Source organism: Nocardia flavorosea NBRC 108225, from assembly GCF_001613385.1.
Lineage (GTDB): Bacteria > Actinomycetota > Actinomycetes > Mycobacteriales > Mycobacteriaceae > Nocardia > Nocardia flavorosea.
This window is the reverse complement of the sequence record NZ_BDCG01000002.1, coordinates 152494-170322: the sequence shown is the minus strand read 5'-3', so window position 1 is coordinate 170322 and position 17829 is coordinate 152494. Positions and strand designations below refer to the sequence as shown.

The following is a 17829-nucleotide window of genomic DNA, read 5'->3' as shown; positions in this document are numbered from 1 at the left end:
TCGCGGCCGCCGCACGGACTGCGGAAGTTCCTCCGCGATTCCTGGATTTTGTCCGTAAAGGCGGAGAGGCGGTCACCAGCTCCCGAAGAGAGGTGCCCGACTCTCCTGGGGGCCTGATCGAAATGCTGACTGGCGTCTGATACCTGCAACGACACTCGGTGGTCAGGTGCGTGGGTGGCCTTGGTGTCGGCAGTGGCCCAGGCGGGCTTGCCGACGCCACTCTTCGGATTCGCCAGTACCGCTCAGCCCAGGGCCGTTGCAGTACTAACCTCCAGGAGTCTGTTGGACAACGGAGGAGGTATCCGAATCATCCGCCGCCGACCCCGGTCCGCGATGGGGTCCGCTTACCGCGGTGCGAAGCACGGGTGTCGGTGGGTCGACCAGACCCGGAGACGACAAGGAACGCATGATTTCCGACACCAAGTCGCCGGAGATCTCCGCGTGCACTATGCCGGTCGGCAGGTAGCGACGGCCTTCCTGGAGATCGCGGTACAAATCGGCGTACTCGAGTTCCAGCTCGGCCAGACGGGTCCACGCGCGGTGGACCCGTTCGCCACCGATATCGTCACGTAACAGTAGGTCGAACGCTTGCGCGGCGGCCCAGGTCAACTGGTCGACGAGCAGGGCGAGCCCTTGCTCGTACGGGCGGCCGGCGGGCGAGGGGGCCGGCGACTTCGGCGTCAGAGCATCTATGCGGGCCAGTACCGGTATTCGCAGGGCCAGTAGATTCTCGTCGGAATCCGGACGGATCAGCCGCCGCCGATGGATTTCGACCAGCTGGTAGGCAAGTACGCAGAGCGGACCTTCGAGATGCTGCCCGGCCATGGCGCACAGTAGTGCGCTGGGACTGGGAAGGGAGATGGCCTCTGCGCGGTCGTCGTCTCCCGTAGGGTGCCTCACGGCAGTGTGCTGCCGGAAGACCGGATGCGCGGACACGGAAAACCGTTCGCGATGGTATTGCACAACAGGCATAGCGGTGTCCCGAGGTGTCGGTGGGATCAATTCCGCAAGCGGTTTCGACCGCCATGCGTTGCGATTCCAATTCGGTTGGTACACCGAAGAGTAGGACTCGTTCGACATGCCCGGTATGGACGCACCCGACATTTTCCATACGATTTCCGACAGCTGATCTCCGCATAGCTTGGGCCGGCCGAGTCATGGTCGGCTGTGATCTGAGTGCGCGGTCGGCCCTGTCTCGGCGCCGGAAATCATGCGCGCGTATTCGACACCGGTCGATCGTTCCGACTCGACCCACGACCGTGCCTGCCGTACGCCTCCATGAACCGGTATCGCCGGTGTTCGGCAGGCAAGTCGGCGACAGCCGGGCTCGGCGATGGGTGACACGGCTGACCGTGACGGTCCGGGCGCCGGGGTCCGGCGCGATCCGGTCCAGCAGGAACCTGGTGAGTGCAAAGGGGCCAGGTGGTTGGTGGCGAAAGTGGCCTCGAATCCTTCCGGTGTCCCGGACACGGCCGGCAGCTCGGCGCGTTACGACGTTCGAGCAGCCAGTCGGGAAAGTAGCTTCCGGACAGCAGTTTCGGAATCGCTACGTCGATCGTGCCGGCGCGGGTATCGAAATCGCGGTGGCGGTAGCCGTTGCGGGAGTTGAGGCATTCCGGGCTGTGTTCGCCGCAATTCGCGTCGGCATCCGCGCTCATCATCGTGTGCATGAACGACGGGAGCAGGTCCGGGCTCGCCGCGGCGAGTTGCTCGGCGCACGGGGTGTTCGGGTCGATACGCTGGACATCGGTCGTCGTGCAAATACTTCCCTCGTGGACTCGGTCAGGCGGTGACCACCGACCTTCCGGCTACGACCCCGCTCAGAACCTGCTGGCGTCGGTCGTACACTGCCTTGCCGGACTAGAACTCGGGGGACCGGGAGATGGACCGCAACGACGGCTCGCCAGCGCTCGCCGTCAGGCCGGCGCGGCCGCCGCCGGCGTCTGCGGTCTGCCGCCGGACCAGGTGTATCTGCCTGTTGCTGGAGTTCGGCTGGGACGGGGTGCCGCATTTCGGGATCGGGCACCAGCCCCGGGGCCCGGTTCCCGGCGCGGACCACCCGGCCTGGGCAGAACTACGGTGCGCTGTCGATAAGCGGGTCCATCGGAGGCCGGCCGATCGGCCCGGACCCCTGTGGCCCGATGCCCGACTACCGGCGATCCGGTTGCCGAACCCGAACGGGGTGCGATGGGTACCCTCCGGTATCGCATTGCCCGAACCGCGATTCATTCTCGGCCGGTTCATCAAGAGTGTTACCGATGTCGACCTCGCTCCCGGCGCGGACCCCGCAACCTGGGTTCGGTCGGTATGTTGGAACCGGCGATGCCCGCGTGCACCGAGCAGCCGGGCGGGGATCGAGCAGCCGGAAAGCCGCTTCACAGATGGCGCTGTCGCCCAGCCGAGGATATGCGCCCAGAGCGAAATGGGCGAAGATATCCCGATCGACGAGCACATGAGAGGCGGGTCCTCGATCCTGCTGCTGATGCCCGGGCAGCAGCAGCGCCTGATCTGGGGGTTGGACCCCGGCCGCGACGAAATCCCGTCCGTCAGTCCGAAGTAATAGCAAATCGATATGTACTGATCGATGCAGTGGAGCGAAGCGTCCGGCTCAGTTGTCGAAGTCCGGTAACTGTCGGCTCAGTCTGTGCCGGCCGAGACTCTTGTCTGCGGGATGGCTCTGCTGATCTTCGACATCAGCGCTCGCGAAATCTCTGCGTGTACTGTCCCGGCCGGCAGGTAGCGAACGCCGGCGCGGATATCGCGATACAGATCCGCGTACTCGAGTTCCAGCTCGGCCAACCGTGTCCATGCCCGGTGTACCTGCTCGCCACCGATGTCGTGACACATCAGCAGTTCGAATGCCTCCGCGGCAGCCCAGGCCAGCCGGTCGATCAACCGGGCCAGTCCCGGCTCGTACGGGTGGGCGGTGGGGCCGGGCGGCGGCAACTGCCGCGTGAGGGCATCGATGCGAACCAGCACGGGGATTCGGAGAGCCAGTAGGTTCGCGTCGGAATCGGGGCGGATAATCCGGCGCCGATGAATGTCGACCAGCTTGAAGGCGAGATTGCAGAGCGGCCCTTCGATATGCTGCCCGGCCATGGCGCACAAGAGCGCGGTGGGATTCGGCATCGATACCCGGTCGGCGTGGTCGTGGCCTCCAGCTACGGCCGTCGGCGGGGAAGGGTGCTGCCGGAAGGTCGAATGCTCGGCCGGAGAAAACCGGTCGCAGTGCGATTTCACAACAGGCATGTGGTTTCCCTGAACGTAGGTGGGAACCATTCCGATAAGCTGTTCCGCTCGGCTTTCGGGTAGATTTCCGATGGGCTGGTACTCGAATGGTAAGAGCACTTGCCCGGGCCGGGTACGGTCGAATCCGACATTTTCCATACGATTCGCGACAATTGACCTGCGCGTAAGGTGAGCGGTCAAGTCAAGGTCGGCCAGGATTCCGGCCTACGTCCCGGACCATCTCGCCGACCGCCAGTGCGTGCGGATATTCGACCCCGGTGAGTCGCTCGGATTCCGTCCACAACCGGGCTTGTGCTGCCTCGTCGTAGGCGTGGGCCGCAGCTCGGGTCAACTCGGGCCGGCCTTTGAAGCCGAACAATCGTGTCGGGCCGTAGAATTCGCCACCGCGAACGTTCTCCCCGACGGCGGCCCGGATGGTGGACAGGGCCCCCTGTGCTGCCGGTTGCTGACTCCAAGATACGAGGAGGTACCACGGCATTCGAGTGAGTATCCGGGTGAGCAGTCCCATATTGTTCGAAAACTGCGACCGCGCCGATCCGGGATGGGCGGCGACAGCGATCGCCTCGGCATGGAGACCGGTCAGCCGCCGCTGCAGTTCGAAGGTGAACAGCAAATTCGCCAGTTTGGATTGGCCGTAGGCCTCCATGTACCGATAACGTCGGCGCTCCGCGTGCAGGTCTTCGAACGGCAGCCGGGTCCGTCGGTGGGTGACGCTGCTGACCGTGACGATCCGGGCGCCCGGGACCGGTGCGAGCCTGTCCAGCAACAACCCGGTGAGTGCGAAGGGGCCGAGATGGTTGGTGGCCAGAGTGGCTTCGAATCCGTCCGGCGTCCGGATGTAGCGCCGTGTCGCCGCGCCGGCGTTGTTGACGAGCAGGTCGATTCTCGGATTCCGGCTGCGCAGAACCTCGGCTGCGATCCGCACGGATTGCAGTGACATCAGGTCCAGATGCACGCATTCCAGCTCCGCGCCCGGCGAGACCACCCGGATTCGATCCGCCGCATTCGAGGCCGACTCCAGGTTCCGGCATGCCAGTACCACCCGGGCCCCGTGCTCGGCCAGGATACGTGCGGTCTCGAAGCCTATGCCGCTGTTGGCGCCGGTGACCACAGCCGTGCGGCCACCCAGGTCGGGGATCTCGGCCGGGTTCCACCCGGGGCGGCTCGTCGGTTGGGGCATATCTCTTGTACCTCCCGCTGCGTCTCGCGTACGAGAATCGTCCAGCCCTGATCCGGCACCTCTGGATGCAGTGACATGGGGTGCCGGGTTCACTGATCGGTGGGTATCGGTGGATCTCCGATATGGGCGGTGACTATTCCAAGTTGGTCGTCCCGGGAGAAGTCAAGAAACGATCAATTACCAGGCCGAGCCCGGGGACGGCGGTGGGTTCCGGCCGGCCTGGCCTGCGTATCTGTTCGCGTGGATTCCAAAGCGACGATCAAGGATATCGGTTCAGTGAGTGTTCGCCGGCCCGGGTCTCGTAGACTCCGTGGTCTACCCAATACGCGGAGGGGGCGACTCCCGATGGCTTCACATGCCACAAGCGGTCGGTGGGTTGCGAGGATGGTGTGTGGTGGATACCGAATTCGCTGACTCCGGCAGAGTATTCGGAAATTCGCTCGTTCCCGCCTGCCCGCACGAGTTCGCTGAGGCATTGCCGCTGCTCCTTGCCGATGCCGTGTGGTCGATCGCGCGTCGGACGGATCGCAGTACGGCAGACGATGTACTCGCGGCTCTCGATCACTGGTCCGGCCATCCCGAGGTGTCGCGAGCGGCCGCGGCGCTCGCGCTGCGGGTGAGCTTCGATTTCGAAGAATTCGTGGCGCTGCACCGCGCGTTGACGGCGGCCGCGCGGACAGCGTGGCTTTCCGAGTCGAGCCCCTGGTGTGTGGTCGAATCGCTGCACGACCGGGCCGAGGACGCAGAAACCGAGGGAGCGTGCGGTCTCGCGGCCGATCTGCTCGATCTGGCGATCGAACTCTGCGAGGGGTCCGCGGAGCGCGATCGGGCAGTCACACAACTGGATGAGTTGTTGCCAACACTCATCGTTGTCCTCGCCCAGACCACGGTCGCAGCGCATGATGCTGGTCGGCTGGCCCGGACGACCCGTGCGGTACTCCGGCAGATCGACGTTCTCGAGGCCCGGACCGGAGACGAGGGGGACCTTCCGCGGAAAGAACTGGCCGAGGCCCATCGGATCGCGGCCGAGTACACGGCATGCACGGAGGGCACGGAGGAGGCGATCGGCCATTCCGAAGCCAGCGTGCTCCGGTATGAGGAATTGATGGCGGAGGAGGGCCCGGCAGTTCTAGGCCGCCTGAATTTCATGTGGAAGAGCCATATCGCGCTGCTGGAACGATTCGGTGAAGCCGCCGCAGCACACAAGTGGGAACGGCATCGGATCGGGATCGTGCGGGAAATGGCCACCGGTGACCTGACCCGCCACAGTGATCTCACACGGGTACTCGGAGTGAGTGCTCGGCTGGAACTGTGGGCGGAGGCTGCCGCCCTGTCAGCACGGCTTGTTGCAGCCACTTCGGCGGAAGTGGACAGTGGGCGGTCGAGCGGGCTCACCGCGGCCCGGCGACTGCGCGACCACGGTAACTACCTGCATCGCGCGGGCCGGCCGGCCGAAGCACGTGCAGCCTGGCACCGCGCGGTCGAGGTACAGGCGCGAGCGGCGGCGGGCGCCGACAACGAAATGGCTGTCGTCACCACCGGATACCGGACCATCGTGTCGATGGCCGAGAAGGTGGGTGATCCCGACGCGGCAGTGGAATTCGGCGCGGGACTGGTCGCCGTGCGGCTCTGTTTCGCCGACTCCGATGCTACGGCGCATCTGGCGGCCGCGGTGGACGAGCTCCGTGCCCAGGCACAGCGGTTGCGCCGGGCGGGCCGTCACGCCGACGCCTCGGATACGGCGGAACAGGCTGTTGCCGCGGCTCGTGAACTGACCGAACTGGATGCCGAGCGATACCGGCCGAATCTGAGCTGGGCACTGACCTGCGCCACCCGGATGCACATGCAATCGTCGCGAACGGACGATGCCGAACAACGTGCCCAGCAGGCGGTGGAAGTACTCGACCACCTGGCTCGTGACGAACCCGGCCGTTACCAGGTCTCGCTGGCCAACGCCCTGCACAATCGCGCGATCATCTACAACCGGCGGCGTGATCACCGGGCGGCGCGCGGCCCGCTGACGCGCGCCGTGGTTCTGTACGAAGACGCCCCCGGTGACGAGAACGAAGCATCCTTGGCGAATGTGTTGTGTACCTGCTCGATCACCGACGCTGCGCTGCGCCGTTTCGAAGAGGCGCTGGTTGCCGCGACGCGCGCGGAGCGGATCTACACGCGCCTGGCGGAGCAGCAGCCGGACACCTATCTGCCCGATCTCGCGTATGCGCTGAACCGGCTGGCTTCGGTGTACGAGGATATGGCCGACAGCGGTCCGGTCGTGCCGCTGGCCACCCGGGTGCTGGAAATCTGCGAGCAGCTACCCGAGGGCCCGGCCCGCGACGACACTCGGGCCTCGGCGCTGCATCGGATGGTGCGAACCCTGCACCGCCAGGGCAGACCGGCGGAGGCGCTCACTTACTCGACACTTCTTGTCGAACTGCGGGAGCGGATGACCGCGGCAGATCCGGTCGGCGGACGGGACGATCTGATCATTGCCCTCGGCAATCACGCGATGTGCTTGTCCGAGACCGGTGCGTTGCGGGAGGCGCTCGCATACTCGCGTCGCGGTGTCGATCTCGCCCGCCGTGCCATGGCGGACGACCACCGGCGGTATCGACGCGAATTGGCCGCCGCATTGAACAGGCATGCGGAGAACCTACGCGCGGACGGAGCTTTCGACGAGGCGATAACTGTATCGTTCGAGGCTGTCGGGTGCTACGAAGTGCTGCTGAAGGAGAACCGGGAGTGGTACGCAGAGGCCGCGGCCCGGTGCTTCGACCATCACGCAATCCAGCTGGGAGCGGTCGGCCGGAACGAGGATGCTGTTCTCGCCGGTGCCCGCGGTGTGGAGCTGCTGGAAGAGCTGGTCACCGGGAACCCGAGCCTCTTCGGAGCGCTGCTGAGCGGTGTTCTGGTCAACCAGGAAATTCGGCTCGCCCGACTCGACCGGATCGCGGAGGCCGTCGTCTGCGCCGAACGCGCGGTGCAGCTGCTCGACGAGCTGACCGGCGGCGGCCGGCGGGATCTCGTGCCGGATTTGCTGCACGTGCTGTACCGGTACTCGGCTTCTCTCGCCCGTTCGGGCCGGCACGCCGACGCGGTTGCGGCCCAGGAGCGCGCGGTCCGGATCGCCGCAGCCGAGGCAGCCGGTGAACCAGGACGTGATGGCGCCGCCCTCGCCCGAGCCACCGCGCGGCTGGCGTCGCGTCTCGTAGAGGCAGGGCGATGGGAAGAGGGAGGTGAACGATCCCGAGCCGCAGTCCGGCTGTGGCGTGCTGCCGCCGGCAATAATCCGGAGCACCAACTACCGGAACTGGCCGCCGCACTCGGACAGCACGCCGAATTCTGCCGTGAACACCGGGACTGGCTGGAAGCCGCCGAGTATTCCGAGCAGGCCGCAGCGGTCTACGAGAGGCTGAGCTCGAGGTTCGCGGGGGACTACCGCGACGAATGGGCGCTCTCGGTGGAGTACACAGCATGGGCGTTCGAGTCGGCAGGGCGACACGACAGTTCGTCATCGGCAATCGATCGCGCCTTGGCGATTCGCCGGCAGGCCGCTGCCGAAGCTGCCGGGGCCGGACTGCCTGCCCTGGCACACAGTGAGGGCTGGGCCGCGCGGTTGCGGATTTCGCTGGACGAGCAGGAGCGGGCAGCTCGGCACTGGGAACACAGCGCGGCACTGTACGAGGAAGCCATCAATGCCGGGCGGGACGATCTGGTGCCCGCCCTCCTGGATATGCACCACCGTTACGCGAATCAACTGGGCCGGTTCGGCCACCGGCTCGAAGCGGTGCCCGCCATGGCCGAGGCGGTGCGCTGGGCGTTGCGTCTGGTTGCGGCGGACCGTACCCGCTACCTGGGCAGGCTGGCCGGCGCCCTACGTGACCAGACATTGACGCTCGGTGAAGCCGGCCGTCGGCAGGAAGCGCTTACGGTGGCCCGAGCAGCGCTGTCGCTCGGTCAGGAGTTCGCGACCGTGGATACCGGCGACCGGCGCCGGCATATCGCCGATGGCCACGACCTGATGGCCGACAGCCTGGCGGAGGTCGGACGTCTCACCGAGGCGCTCGAGCACAGCGTGCGGGCGGTGTCGCACTGGGAAGAACTGGCGGCGGAGACCGGCGAGCCGTCGGAGGATCTGGCCTGGGCGCTGTGGCACCGCGGCCGCTGGTTACACGAACTGGACCCGGCCGACGATGAGATCTTGCGCTTATCGCACCGCGCTGTCGACCTGTACGAGCGCATCTGCGCGGAAAAAAGCGACCGCACCAGATTTCTCGCGGGTGCGCTGGTGGATCATGCCCGGCATCTCGCGAGTGCCGATAAGCATCGGGACGCACTGGAATCCAGTTCGCGTGCGGTGGCCATCTGGGAAACGCTGGCGGCGGCGGAACCGCGCCGGTACCGGCCGGAACTGGCGGTTTGCCTGCGAGGGCACAGTCTCCATTCGGTGGGGCTCGGCCATGACGACGAGGCACTCGAGTATGCCCGGCGTGCCTTGCGGCTCACCGAGGAAGTGGTGGATCTGGCCCCCGCCCGATTCGCCCCCGAACTGGCCGCGGCCTGCGGCGTCACCGCGGGTCTGCTCGCTCAGCGCGACCCCGGCGCCGCTATCGTCTTGGCCGACCGTTCGAGCGCGTTGTACCAGAAGCTCGCCGACTCCGAACCTGCGGTTTTCGGGCCCCGATCGATACGGGCGCGGCATCGGGCCGCCGGGCTCCGTGCCCGGTCGGCGGCCGGCGAGGACGATCCCCGGCGCTCGATGTAGGCCGCGAATGTGAGGAAGGCCCGGCCCCCGTCGGTCTGGGCCTGCCTCGACTGCGGGGACCACCACCTCCCGGAGAACCCCCGGCTCCGGGCGGGTGGTGGTCGCGGTGACAGAATATCCATACCTGACTGCTTTATGCATTTTCCAACCAAATCCTTAACGATTTTTTGATTTTCTGCAGCGCTTTTCGGTGTCGGTTTCCGCAGAAAATATGGATTTGGAAGTTGCGAAATACATTGACCGATAGTGGAATACGTCGATACTCGCCGGAATAATTTGAAGGGCAATCGATTACGAATTTCGGTCGCACCTATCGAATGCTGATGACTCGACGGCCCCGGCCGGATATTGCGCTCTGCCGGAGGTCCGGGGGACGGCGAACCGGGCGGTATGCGCTCCAGGTAATCCAAAGCAAGTGCAAAGTTTGTGGGTTCCGGGATGCGAAACCAGTTGTCAGGAGGAAGTATCGGTACTGCTCCGCAGAGCGGCACGGTTGCCGGCCCGGCGATCGGACGGCAACCGTGCGGGCGGGGTGGTTTCCAGCGTCTGTTCATCGGCCCTGCCGCTCGTACGACCGGCGACAGTGCGGGCCGAGGTGCCGATCCAAGCGCTTCCGGCACATCTTCGCAAAGGACAGTCATCATGGATCTCGGATCCCACGACCCCGCCCCCGACCGTACGGTTCTCTCCCTGACCATGGGGTTCCTGGCAAGCGCCGCGATCGGGGCCGTAGTGCGGCTCGATATCGCCGACCATATCGCCCAGCAGCCCCGGACCGCCGCGGATCTCGCGGAACTAACCGGTGTGGACGCCACCGGGTTGCAGCGGACCCTGCGATTCCTGGCCGGGTCCGGGACGTTCTACGAGGACGGTAGCGGGCGGTTCCATCTCACCGCGGCCGCCGAACGACTGCGTACCGGGGCGCCCCAATCGTTGCGCGACGCGGTGGTCTTTCTCACCGAGCCGATGTTCTGGCAGGCGGCCGGCAATTTCGGTGCGAGTCTCCGGCGCGGCAGCTCCACCCTCGACGAGATCTTCGGAGTCCCGCTGTGGGAGCATCTGGCCGCGCATCCGGATGCCGCGGCGATCTTCGACGCGGGAATGGTGAGTTACTCCGCGCCGCAGGACGCCGCGATCGCCGACACGTTCGACGTATCGGGCTACCGCCGTATCGTCGATGTCGGTGGTGGCCGCGGCGGCCTGCTGTCGCTGCTGCTGTCCCGTAATCCCCAGGCCACCGGCCTGCTGTACGACCGTGCGCCCGTACTCGGTACCCATCTGCTGGATATACCGGAACTGGCCGGTCGCTGGACCGTCGAAGCGGGGGATTTCTTCGAATCCGTCCCCGCCGACGGCGACCTCTACGTTCTCAAACACATCCTGCACGACTGGAACGACGACGAATGTATCCGCATTCTGCGCCGATGCCGCGAGGTGATGCTGCCCGGAAGCCGGCTGCTGGTCGCGGAAAGTATCGCCCCGCCACCGAATACGCCGCACTATGTGTGGTCGCTGGACCTCATGATGCTCGCGGCCCTCACCGGCCGGGAACGCACCCGCGAGGAGTTCGAGCAATTGTTCGAGGCGGCGGAGCTCGCGCTCGTCCGCGTGCAGACGACGGCTTCCTACAGTTCCATGGCGATCATGGAGGTCGTACCGTGTGAGCGCACCGTGGCGAGTGAGGAAACAGGCCGGTGAACGACGTACCTGTGCTGATCGTCGGCGGGGGGCCGGTCGGGATGATTCTCGCCCTGGAACTGGGGCGGCGGAATGTCTCCTGCCTGCTGCTCGAGGAGACCGATCGGTCGCCGGCAGTTCCTCGGGCGAGTTCGTTCAGTGCGCGGTCGATGGAGCACTTCCGGAAACTGGGAATCGCCGGTCGGATTCGGTCCTCGGGCCTGCCCGCGGACTATCCGACCGACGTCAGCTACCGCACCCGCATCTGTGGCCCGGAGCTGCATCGCATCGCCCTACCGTCGTCGGCCCGGATACTCGCTGCGGCCGGATCCGGCCACAGCGGACCGACGGCGGAGCCGCAACATCGGATTTCGCAGCTCTACGTCGAACCCATTCTGCTGGAGCGCAGCCGGGACTTTCCCCATGTGCGTATCGAACGCGGCAGCAAACTGGAGGGGTTCGAGGAGACCGATCACGGTGTTCGCGCGTTCGTGCGCTCGGCCACTACCGGGGAGACCCGGACCGTCACCGCCGATCATCTCGTCGGTTGCGACGGTGGCGGCAGCACGGTGCGCAAGACGCTGGGAATCGAACTGACCGGAGACGAAACGGTGCTGCAGGCGATCACCGCGTTCTACCGCGTGCCGCAACTCGCGGAACTCGTCAGTCCGCCTGCCTGGATGACCTGGTCGGTCAACGGAGAGGTGCTGTGCGTGACGGTCGCCGTCGACGGACGCGATCACTGGCTCATCCACGCGTTCTACCCCGCCGGGACCGATACCTCCGGGGTCGACGCGGGGGCATTACTGACGCAGGCGATCGGACGCCCGACACCCCATGAAGTACTGGGCATCGAGCGGTGGGCCGGACGACGCCTCGTCGCCGATCGATACAGCAGCGAACGGGTATTCCTCGCTGGCGACTCGGCGCACCTGTGGGTGCCGATGGCGGGTATGGGAATGAACATCGGTATCGATGAGGCCATGCATCTGGCCTGGATGCTCGCCGCGGTTCACCAGGGCTGGGCCGGTCCGGACCTGCTCGCGGCCTACGAGGCGGAGCGGAGACCGGTCGCTGAAGCCGTTTCCGGGTTCGCCACCGGAATCGGCAAGGGCCTGCTGGACCTGGTGAGTGCCGAAGTGAACGAGGAAGACAGCACCGCCGGCATCGCCTCGCGGCAGCGTCTCGGCCGGGAGGTAGCGGTGGCGGACAGCGGCCAGTTCACCCCGATGGGTCTCAGTTTCGGCTATCACTACCACGGTTCACCGCTGATCGCCGCCGACCGGCGGCCGCCCGAGTTCAGCGTTGCCGAATATCATCCGTCCATCACCGCGGGTGCGCGGCTCCCCCATCTCGTCCTGGAGGACGGTACCCCGATCTACGATCGGCTGGGACGCGATTTCACGCTGCTGCGCATCGGCGACCAGGCTCCGGATCCGGAACCTGTCGTGCGGGCGGCCAGTGCCTGCGGTGTGCCGTTGCAGGTTCTCGAACTGCTGTCCCCCGCGGCGATCGAACGATACCGCAGCCCGTTGCTTCTGGTCCGGCCCGACCAGTACGTGGCCTGGCACGGCGCCGCGATTCCCGAATCTCCGCGAGACCTGATCGATCGCGTGCGTGGAGCGGGAGTGCCGACCCGCAACGCCGGAGTGGGAATCAGTGTCAAGGTTCCGTAAAAGCTGGTCAGCTGGTCATCGTGGGCGAAGGTCCGGGGCAGTTGGGCGGGTGGGTTCGTGGCCGGTCGGCGACAATTGGGTTCGTGAACATTTATCGCCATGGTCGGGCGTACGCACCGCACGACTACCAGTCGCGTCCCGCCCCGGTGCGTGTCCCGGAAGAGGCCGGGGAGGGCCGGCTGATCTGGGCTGCCGTCACCGATGTGCTGCTGGCTCCGGGGATCGGCGTCGCGGTGGTCGCGGGGTTGCTGCAGTACTCGTTGAGCGACCTGGTCTTCGCCCCCGCGGTTCTCGGGATCGCGCTCGCGGCTTCCTTTGTCAACCACGTGTTCGGCACTGTGCTGTTCCGGGGAAGTTTCGGCAAACAGCTGTTCGGGCTGCGGGTGGTCCGGGCAACCACCGGCCGCCGGTCCGGTTTCTGGCGTGCTGTCGGTCGGTGGCTGTTGGGCTTTGTACTGTTGGCGGCGGCAATGCTGGCGGAGGACGGCGTCGGCATCGGTGAGGCGAACGGACTGCGGGTGATCCGCCGCCGCGACGAGCGGCAATGAGCCGCCGGGAACCGGATGAAGGGCACAGAGACGCCGCCGCGTCCCTATACTTCGGACGGTGGCTTCAGCTCCATCGACATGTAGACGGCGGACGCCCCGTAGCCGGCCGGGAGTGTGAGCTCGCTGTGCGGCCGATAGCCGAGGCGGGGCCACAGCACCTCGGTCCCGTGCACAGCTACCAGCGAAGCCGTTCGGAATCCGCGTGATTGTGCGGTAGTGGCGAGATAGGTCAGCAGCAATGAACCGAATCCCTGCCCTCGGAATTCATCCCGGATCACCATATCGTGCGTGTGGATATTGTCCGAACGACCTTCGAAGCTCTCACAGCGTTCGAGATCCGGGCAGCGGAACAGCGGAAGCGGCAGTGCCAGGAGGTAGCCGCCGAATTGTCCGCGATGTTCCAGGACGAAGCAGCTGCTGTGATCGGTTCCGCGCGAGCGCAGGACCGCCTCGTCCTCGGAAAGCCCACTCGCGGAATAGGCCCGGCGTTCGAGAGCAATGATGCTGTCCCAGTCCCGTCCGGACAAGGGCCGGATCTTCGTGTCGACGCTCATATCCCGTGTGCTGCCCCGGAGGGGCCTCCGACGCAGGTGTACGGCAGCGGATTGAAACCGTTTAAACCGCGGGTGGTATAGGCCGTGGTATAGGCGCCGCAGGAGAAGATCCACACCGGATCGCCCGAGGCCGCGGTCCGTGGGACCCGGACGAGGCCGTCGCCGGAACTGTCGAAGGCATCGTCACTGTCGGAGGTAGGGCCCGCCACGACCGCAGGTAGGTATTCGTCGCCGTCGTAGGACGGATATTCCAGCCGGTCCTGGATCCTGTCCATCTCGTACAGGCCATTGAACTTCCCACAGCTCAAGTAGAGCCAGCTGACGCGATGGCCCTCGGTATGGCACCGTGAGAACAAACGAGCGACATGTGCGCGGATCGCGTCGTGATCGGCCACCAGATGCCGCCCTGGCTCCATCAGGAACCGCAGCGGCGCACGGGACACTCGACCCAGCCGGCTCATGCTTTCGCGAATGGCGGAGAACATCTCTCGCAGTGGCGGATTCAACGGCTTCCCGTGGTGGTCGAGACATCTCAGCGCCGGCAGGCCACCCCCGAGATTGACGTGATCGACCGTGATTCCGTGTGCGTTGAGGCCGGACAGCACACCGGCCAAGGTGTCGAATGCGGTGTGCCACGTTCGACAGGCATCTGCTGCGACTCGACATGTTGCGATACCCCGGATGGGATGAGACCCGTCTCCGCCGCGGTGCGGTCGAACTTTCGGCTCAGTTCCCAGTGCGCCTCGTCCCCGCTGGTGGCGAGCCGGCAGAACACCCGGGAGCCGGGCGCGTGCACAGCCAGAGCCTCCGCATCTTCCAGGCTGTCTGTCGCGAAGTCCCGGATACCGAGGCGGTAGGCCTCCGCGATCTGCACATCGGATTTGATGGTGTTGCCGTAGTGGATTCGGTTCGGTGGCACACCTTCCCCGAATACCTGTGCGATCTTCTGCGGGCTGGTCGCATCGAAGTCGGAGCCCTGACGGGCCAGGGTGGTGAGGACCTCGTCCACCGGGCAGGACTTCACCGCGAAGCGGATCACGATACCCGGGAATTCCTGTAGCAACGCGGAGTACTGCGTGGCGATATCATCGAGGTCTATGACGATCCGGTCATCGTTGGCAGCCGCCAGCGCGGCGCGGATCACTGTGCGATCGGTGTGAGAGGCCGTGGCCGGGTGCTCGGCCGTGGTGGCGGTCGCCCGGCTGGCGGCGCTACGGTCGACAACAAGGTTGTGGTGGCCGTCCGGGGGTAGGTCGCCGCCGCGACCGGGGACGGTAGCCGCCCTGCCGATCCCGATCCGGACCTGTGTCGTTGAGAGAATACCGGCGGCTGGTCGAATAACCACCTGCACCTCCTGAATTCGTCCTCGCACATCGTGTGGGAAAGTCTGCTGCCACGGTGCCGGCCGGGGACGCCTCCCTAACCGGCTTCTGTCTTGTGGAGGGTCGTCGCCGTCGGTTTTTCGTCGTCGAGGCCCTCCCTGACCAGCGGGTTGGCGGGCTGCCGGATGAACCCGGTGATGGTCGGTGCGGTACATCGTTTCCGGGCGGGCTTTTCGCATGATGACCGCTGTCGCGGCACCGGCAGCGGTGAGCAGGAACATGGGCACCCCTGCGGCGACGGCGTAATCCGAGCTTGTGAGGGTGTGCATCAGCGTCGGTCCGAGGAATCCGTAGGACCCTGCCAGTGTGCAGGTCGCAGCGACGACGGGTAGCTGGTCAGCGAACCACGATGCGTGTCGATATCGATCTGGGTGGAGAGGCTGCCGGCAGTGAGCAGTGCGATCAACACGGAGGCGGAGTACGCGGCGAATATCACTGTGACAACGACCCGGCTGAATCCCCAATCTCGTTGATAAATAGGGTAAAGCGGAGTGGGTGCGCTTCTCGCCGCCCAAATAGTGACGGTGACCGATGCAGCGAGGAAAAAGTACTCGATCGGTACCGGGCGTCCGTTCGGCCGTGTTCCGAGTAGACCGGGATTTCCGGGCCGGCTGCGGAGATACCAGGGAAATTTTGGGATCGCTGGTGTCCGATCGATGCAAGGCGTGATTTCCGCATGTTCGGTTGTTCCTCTCGGTGCCGGGCGCCGTTGCACGTGATTGTTGACACTTTGCGCCCACTGCACCGGGTAAGAGCCGTCTTCTTACCCTCCGTTGAGATTCATTGTGACGCGTTGATATTCGGCTCGGAGGCAGGCGCCGTGATATTCGACGACACCGTCTGAAAGATGCCGTGATCCCGCGCGTAGCGGCCGGCCGGTACGAGGGCCGTCAACGGTGCTGGCTTCGGTAGTAGGCCGCCGCGGCGGGGTGGAGCGGGATGCTGCCTGTGTTCACCAGCCAGCGCCGATCGAAGAACTGGAAACCACGCACATGCTCCGGGACGAGTGTGTGGCTGTCATGTAAGAGGAGTTCGGCGAGGGCGCGCACGGTGTCATCACTCGCCTGACGTGACACGAGTAGCAGAACCGGTGCGCCGATCGTCTCGAACCCGGAAACGCCGGGATAAGTACTCCCAGGAACGGGGACCCTGTCGTACAGGTAGCCGAACCGATCGCGCATCGGCTGCACTCGCTCGCCGAGATCGAGCATTCGCAGAACTGGCGGACTCGAGGAAATACCCCAGGTGGGTATACCATCGCCCCAGATGAGCGCGTCCACCCGTCCGGACCGGATAGCGGGGAGCGTCTCGGCCAGCGCACGCCGGTCCACACCGAAGTCGATACCTGGTTCCAGGCCCGCGCTACGCAGCATCCGCTCCGCGGTCACCGCCGCGCCCGAGCCGTTCACCCCGATATTCACCCGGGCGCCGCGCAGGTCGGAAATCCGCTGGATTCCGCTGTCGGTGGGCACAGCCAGATGGAGGTAACTCTCGTAGAGCCGGCCGATCGCGAGCGCTTGGGTACCGACGGCGGCCGCGGTATCGGCGAGGGTGAGCGCGGCCTCGAGAGAGCCGCGATCGAGCAGTTGCAGATTGGTCGCAGATCCGGTGGTCGGAATAGCCTTTATCCGGATGACCGGGGAGTATCGCGACCCGGCTGCCAGCGCCGTTCCGAAATCGTAGAACAAGTCACCGGGTAGTCCGGAACCCAACCGGATGCGCGGTGGCTCGGTCTGTTCGTACCCCGCTGCGGCACATGCGATCGTCGCGGCGGAGTAGCCGATAACCCGTCGCCGGGTGATCTTCGGCGCACGAGTAGCGCTTCCGGACATCGATCGTTGCGCTCCTCGAAATCCATAAAACTGCTGCCACCATGGTTACCGACAGCGTTGTCAACCGGTTCAAGACTAGCGCAGCAATCTCGGGGTAGCCAACGATTGCCTATAGTTCCGCGGTCTCCGATCACGGCGAAGCTCCGAGCTTCGCACCGATGTGGTTGCGAGACGGGTGGTGTAGTGACGGGACGGGCTACCCGTGCACGCTTCGGTAGTGGTCGGCGGCGGCCGGATGAAGTGGAATATCAACGGTGCTGACCAGCCAGCGCCGATCGAAGAATTGGGTTCCGTGCGCTCGTTCCGGCATGAGTGCCCCACTGTGGCGCAGGAGAACATCGGCGAGGGCGATCACCGTGCTCTCGGCGAGTGCGGGAGCGGCGAGCAGCAGGACGGCACAGCGATCGTTTCGAAGGCGGCGATTTCCGGATAGGTGCCGGGACCGGGATCCGGTCATAGGCGTAGTAATAGCGATCCCACATCGGCTGCGCCAAATCACCGAGGTCCAGTAGCCGAACGAGTGCCGAAGCCTCGATGTCCGGGGTCGGCACGCCGGCGCCTCAGACAACCACGTCGACTGTTCCCGAACGCAGCGCGCGGATGGCTGCGGAGAGCTTGTGGTGGGTCATGGTGATATCGATCGCGGACTGTGAGGCCCGCGGTCCGGAAGAGGCGGTCGGCGGTGAGTGCACCGCCCGAGCCTGCAATCCCGAGATCGCCCGGGCGCCGCGGAGATCGCCGATGTGCCGAAACCGGCTGTCCCGCCGGCCCGCCAGATGGATGTAGGTCTCATAGAGACGCCCGATTGCGGACCCGCGGGTGCCGAGTGCCACGGCCGCATCGCCGAGGACGAGGGCCGCGTCTATGGTACCGAGTTCGAGCATTTGCAGGTTCGTCACCGAACCGGCGGTGGCAACGGTGGGTATCCGAACCGACCGAGACCGAGTGCTCGCCGCCGCCAGGTTC

Annotated in this window: 13 protein-coding genes and 1 pseudogene; 4 read left to right on the top strand and 10 right to left on the bottom strand. The window is 65.7% G+C overall.

Translation table 11 applies throughout. The annotated features are described in order from the left end of the window. Positions 1-264: 264 nt before the first annotated feature. The 4 genes and pseudogenes from NFL01S_RS01365 to NFL01S_RS01350 all read right to left on the bottom strand — a co-directional run bounded on the left by NFL01S_RS01365 (position 265) and on the right by NFL01S_RS01350 (position 4429). Positions 265-900 carry a hypothetical protein gene (locus NFL01S_RS01365; RefSeq protein WP_157116126.1) on the bottom strand — a complete coding sequence of 212 codons (636 nt, stop codon included), beginning with the start codon at positions 898-900 and terminating at the stop codon, positions 265-267. A 590-nt stretch (positions 901-1490) separates the two neighbouring features. Then, positions 1491-1763, bottom strand: a pseudogene (locus tag NFL01S_RS34055) (transposase); the annotation flags it as partial. Between the two features lie 874 nt (positions 1764-2637). Then, positions 2638-3249: a hypothetical protein gene (locus NFL01S_RS01355; protein ID WP_157116124.1), complete on the bottom strand. Its 612-nt coding sequence runs from the start codon at positions 3247-3249 to the stop codon at positions 2638-2640. Between the two features lie 181 nt (positions 3250-3430). Continuing rightward, a complete protein-coding gene (locus NFL01S_RS01350) occupies positions 3431-4429 on the bottom strand; it encodes an oxidoreductase (RefSeq protein ID WP_062970616.1) in 999 nt (332 codons plus the stop codon). A 391-nt stretch (positions 4430-4820) separates the two neighbouring features. Here NFL01S_RS01350 and NFL01S_RS01345 point away from each other — a divergent pair, with 391 nt between their 5' ends. The 4 genes from NFL01S_RS01345 (at position 4821) to NFL01S_RS35120 (ending at position 13095) form a co-directional block, all read left to right on the top strand. Beyond that, the gene (locus NFL01S_RS01345) at positions 4821-9194 is read left to right on the top strand and encodes a hypothetical protein (RefSeq protein WP_062970614.1); all 4374 of its coding nucleotides are present in this window, start codon (positions 4821-4823) and stop codon (positions 9192-9194) included. A 642-nt stretch (positions 9195-9836) separates the two neighbouring features. Next, on the top strand, positions 9837-10892 hold the full coding sequence (locus NFL01S_RS01340; protein ID WP_062970612.1) for a methyltransferase: 1056 nt from the start codon (positions 9837-9839) through the stop codon (positions 10890-10892). Beyond that, positions 10889-12547, top strand: a complete 1659-nt coding sequence (locus NFL01S_RS01335; protein WP_157116122.1) for an FAD-dependent monooxygenase — start codon at positions 10889-10891, stop codon at positions 12545-12547. The genes NFL01S_RS01340 and NFL01S_RS01335 overlap by 4 nt, the downstream gene beginning before the upstream one ends. Positions 12548-12630: 83 nt before the next feature. Beyond that, entirely contained in the window at positions 12631-13095 is a 465-nt protein-coding gene (locus tag NFL01S_RS35120) for an RDD family protein (RefSeq protein WP_062970607.1), read from the top strand. A 44-nt stretch (positions 13096-13139) separates the two neighbouring features. On the opposite strand, the gene NFL01S_RS01325 is transcribed toward NFL01S_RS35120, so the two are convergent. The 6 genes from NFL01S_RS01325 to NFL01S_RS37510 form a co-directional block, all read right to left on the bottom strand. Then, positions 13140-13649 carry a GNAT family N-acetyltransferase gene (locus NFL01S_RS01325; RefSeq protein ID WP_062970605.1) on the bottom strand — a complete coding sequence of 170 codons (510 nt, stop codon included), beginning with the start codon at positions 13647-13649 and terminating at the stop codon, positions 13140-13142. After that, positions 13646-14134, bottom strand: a complete 489-nt coding sequence (locus NFL01S_RS36395; protein ID WP_210744338.1) for a type III PLP-dependent enzyme domain-containing protein — start codon at positions 14132-14134, stop codon at positions 13646-13648. The genes NFL01S_RS01325 and NFL01S_RS36395 overlap by 4 nt, the downstream gene beginning before the upstream one ends. Positions 14135-14181: 47 nt before the next feature. Next, positions 14182-14994: a type III PLP-dependent enzyme domain-containing protein gene (locus NFL01S_RS36390; protein WP_210744339.1), complete on the bottom strand. Its 813-nt coding sequence runs from the start codon at positions 14992-14994 to the stop codon at positions 14182-14184. Between the two features lie 927 nt (positions 14995-15921). Beyond that, the gene (locus NFL01S_RS01315; RefSeq protein ID WP_062970603.1) at positions 15922-16863 is read right to left on the bottom strand and encodes a TAXI family TRAP transporter solute-binding subunit; all 942 of its coding nucleotides are present in this window, start codon (positions 16861-16863) and stop codon (positions 15922-15924) included. A gap of 196 nt (positions 16864-17059) precedes the next feature. Beyond that, positions 17060-17320, bottom strand: a complete 261-nt coding sequence (locus NFL01S_RS36030; RefSeq protein WP_062970601.1) for a hypothetical protein — start codon at positions 17318-17320, stop codon at positions 17060-17062. Positions 17321-17423: 103 nt separating this feature from the next. Further along, entirely contained in the window at positions 17424-17762 is a 339-nt protein-coding gene (locus NFL01S_RS37510) for a type 2 periplasmic-binding domain-containing protein (protein WP_371851747.1), read from the bottom strand. Between the last annotated feature and the right edge of the window lie 67 nt (positions 17763-17829).